This is a genomic window from Thiobacillus denitrificans DSM 12475, assembly GCF_000376425.1.
Taxonomy (GTDB): domain Bacteria; phylum Pseudomonadota; class Gammaproteobacteria; order Burkholderiales; family Thiobacillaceae; genus Thiobacillus; species Thiobacillus denitrificans.
In genome coordinates, this window is the sequence record NZ_AQWL01000028.1 from 1 (window position 1) to 3,011 (window position 3,011).

General features: G+C 57.3%; 3 protein-coding genes, 1 tRNA gene and 1 pseudogene. 2 read left to right on the top strand and 3 right to left on the bottom strand.

From position 1 onward, the window contains the following. Positions 1–76: 76 nt before the first annotated feature. Positions 77–355 (top strand): annotated as a pseudogene (locus B059_RS21815) (DUF6904 family protein); the annotation flags it as partial. 208 nt (positions 356–563) lie between these two features. On the opposite strand, the gene B059_RS0118265 reads toward B059_RS21815, so the two are convergent. Further along, positions 564–845, bottom strand: coding sequence for a helix-turn-helix domain-containing protein (locus tag B059_RS0118265; RefSeq protein WP_018079665.1), 282 nt, complete (start codon positions 843–845; stop codon positions 564–566). Continuing rightward, positions 842–1,180, bottom strand: a complete 339-nt coding sequence (locus B059_RS0118270; protein ID WP_018079666.1) for a type II toxin-antitoxin system RelE/ParE family toxin — start codon at positions 1,178–1,180, stop codon at positions 842–844. Before B059_RS0118270 ends, B059_RS0118265 begins: the two co-directional genes overlap by 4 nt. Before the next feature lie 193 nt (positions 1,181–1,373). Between B059_RS0118270 and B059_RS0118275 the strand changes: the two genes are divergently transcribed. Beyond that, a complete protein-coding gene (locus B059_RS0118275) occupies positions 1,374–2,084 on the top strand; it encodes a DNA-binding protein (protein ID WP_018079667.1) in 711 nt (236 codons plus the stop codon). Between the two features lie 623 nt (positions 2,085–2,707). Here the strand turns inward: B059_RS0118275 and B059_RS0118280 are convergent. Beyond that, positions 2,708–2,788 (bottom strand) — tRNA-Ala (locus tag B059_RS0118280). Positions 2,789–3,011 lie beyond the last annotated feature (223 nt).

Below are 3,011 nucleotides of genomic sequence, written 5' to 3' on the forward strand. Positions count from 1 at the left end.
CGTACCGTCACTTATTGCACTGAAAACGAGGAGACCCCACGATGCGCGAAAAGCATACGAGGGGCAGCGCACTGTAATAAAGCCGCCCGCAGAATATCCAGAAAAGGGAATAATTTACGGGGTTGAAATTCTTTGGCCGGTCTTGTTGCTACAGGTCAGAATGCTTCGCCAGTCGCTTGCTTACATACCTTCGACGGCGAGGCTTCAAGCGATGGCGTACAGCCTTGAAGCGGTTATTGAAGAAGGCATTGAGGCAGATTTACCGAATCAAGCCAGAGAATTACTCGCAGCCTATGAGCGTATTGATTCATCACACCCATGGGCGGAAGACAAGATTAACGGCCGCGGTGCTTATTTCTGCTTGCTAACCAAGTTACAACGCAACGAGCGTCTTCTGAACCTCTTGGCCAGCCTTGATCCACTCTATCCATCCATTTATGAACTTCGCTTTGCGAACGGGGAACGCGGCCTGTTGTCCCCAACGGAACTCGATTGTCTTGACGATGCTGATTGGATTGATCCGAAATGGTGAACGGCATTGTTTGCGGCAACGCCGGAGAAGATCAGGCGGCTTCGAGCACTCGCATTTCGATGTGAAGCCCGGCAGCCGTCGCCATATTCACCAGTGCATCGAGGCCGAACAGGTTGATCTTCCCACGCATCAGGTCAGAGACACGCGGCTGAGTCACCCCAAAGAGTTCGGCGGCTTGCGCCTGGCTCATCTTGGTGCGAGTAATGTGGTTTTTCAGCGCCGTCAGCAGGACGGAACGCAGTTTCATGTTTTCCGCTTCTTCCGGGGTGTCCTCGATGGCATCCCAGACGCTGGTAAATCGTTGGTTGCTCATTGGCCTAGCTCCTTCAATAAGTCACGATAACGCTTGGCAGCCAAGTCCAGATCAACCTTGCTGGTCTTCTCTGTCTTCTTCTTGAAACAGTGAAGCACGTAGACGGCATCAGCGAACTTGGCAACGTAAATAACCCGAAACGCCCCGGCAGCATCCCGAATCCGAATCTCCTTCACGCCTTGGCCCACGGTGTTCATGGGCTTCCAGTCGTCCGGTTCCTGGCCGTTCTGCACCTGGTCGAGCTGATGACCTGCCTCGCGCCTGGCCGAAAGCGGAAAGGCGCGAAGGTCATCAAGGGCGTTGCCCCGGAACTCGACGGGCTTGGAATCGGTCATGCTGCAATTATACAAAATTTTGTATTGTTCGGCAAGTCCACCAGGAAGCAACGGAACAGCCAACCAGCTTAGCGTGCTTTATTTTCCGTTTTCTGAGACGACCCCCGAAATAATTGCGTTTTAGCATAGCGTAATAAGAATAATAGTAGTATAATTATTATTATTACTACTTAACCAAAAAGGAGTCAGCAAAATGGCCTTATCCCAAGACATCAAAGAGCGCATCTTTGCCGCCGCCGACGCCCTGCACGCGGCCAGCGCAAGCGGCGAGTTTCCGAGCGTGGAAGCCGTGCGCCAGGAGAGCCGCGCCGGCATGAATAACGTAGTGGAGGCCATGAAGGAATGGCGGCAGAACCAGCGCAAGCAGGTTCAGGCCGTGCGCGAGCCGTTGCCGGTAGAACTGCATAGCGTGGTACAGAGCATGGGCCAAAGTCTTTGGGAGACGGCGCAGCAACTGGCGAACGAATCGCTAGACGCTGCCAAGGTTGCCTTTGAAACCGAGAAAAACGACCTGATCCAGCTATCGGCCGAACAGTCCGAGTCCTACGAGAAGCAAGCCGCCGAACTGGAAGCCGCCCAGGCGCGCATTGCGGATCTGGAACGCCAAGCCACGGCCGCAGCCACCGCCGCCCAGGTAACGGCCCAGGAACTGGACGAGACAAGACGCACCCGGCTCGCTGCCGAGCAGGATGCGACTCTTACCAAACAGCGGGCCGAGGAAATCGAACGTCGCGCAGCAGAGCTGCGCACCGAACGCGACAAGGCCCGCACAGAAGCAGCCACAGCCCGAGAGGAAGCCGCAGCCCTGCGCGGCGAGCTGGAGGCTACCAAGACCCAAAACGCCGGTCTGCTGGCCGCGTTGAAGCCCTCCCCCGCCACCAAGGGATCGCCCCAGAAAAAATAAAGCACGTTAAGGCGGTTAGGTGCGCCTCGGCGCATCAACCATGCCGGATGAATCTGAGCGCTTTAATTCCCGTCGGTGAGGGCGTACCACCAGCCGCTCGAAAAAAACGCAGTAGAACAGCCATACGCAGCGCCTAGCCGTGAATTTGACGGCCACCCACCCCCCTTCTGCAAGCTGCGCCGAAGGCGCGGGAGGGGGGAGCCGCGAAAGCGGGGGGAGGGCTTGCCCTCCCCCAAGGGGGGCGACGGCGCGACCGAAGCGTAGCGTAGGGAGGATGGGGGGACGGCACGTCCCCGCGCCGTGGTGATGCGCCGAGATTGTGGGCTTTGAAGTGCGGCCTGTGCGCGCATGGGTTTATTGATTTATCAGCCCGTTAGGGCTTCATTATTGAGCGGGCAACGCCCGCGATAGGCCGGCGCTTGCGCCGGGGCGGAGGACGAAGCCCGGAGGGTAGGTGGGTTTTTGTTTGCCATGCGCGCGTTGTCGGCGTTTCTGGAACTCGCGTCGATACTGGCGTCCAGAAGATATAGCATCCGCGTTCTCCGGAGTGGATCATCCGCGATCTCCGGTTGCCGGGGAGAGGAAGTTGAAGGCGTGTATCCCCCGACAATACCCAGTGGTGGTGGTGGTGAGACAGGGAGGATCGAACTCCCGACCTTCTGATTGCGAACCAGACGCTCTCCCAGCTGAGCTGCACTCCCATCGCAGGCACAGTTTCCCCTACATGCCTCTGTCAGCGAAACACTGCAACGCTCTGCGCATGCATCAGGTTGTCCATGTCGGTCACTCGTGCAAGCGGAGCGGCGCATGCTCCGATTAGAAAGAGATTAAAGACGCGAGTTCAAATTCGAAGTGCAACTCTGATTAACAGGTTGGGTGGGCAAGATGTGAGAGCATCCGAGCCCCTCGACCGCCAAGTCAAAGTTG

Excerpts from the sequence above, each read along its gene's own strand:
- B059_RS0118265 (WP_018079665.1), bottom strand. The coding sequence starts at position 845 with ATGAGCAACCAACGATTTACCAGCGTCTGGGATGCCATCGAGGACACC.
- B059_RS0118270 (WP_018079666.1), bottom strand. The coding sequence starts at position 1,180 with ATGACCGATTCCAAGCCCGTCGAGTTCCGGGGCAACGCCCTTGATGAC.
- B059_RS0118275 (WP_018079667.1), top strand. The coding sequence starts at position 1,374 with ATGGCCTTATCCCAAGACATCAAAGAGCGCATCTTTGCCGCCGCCGAC.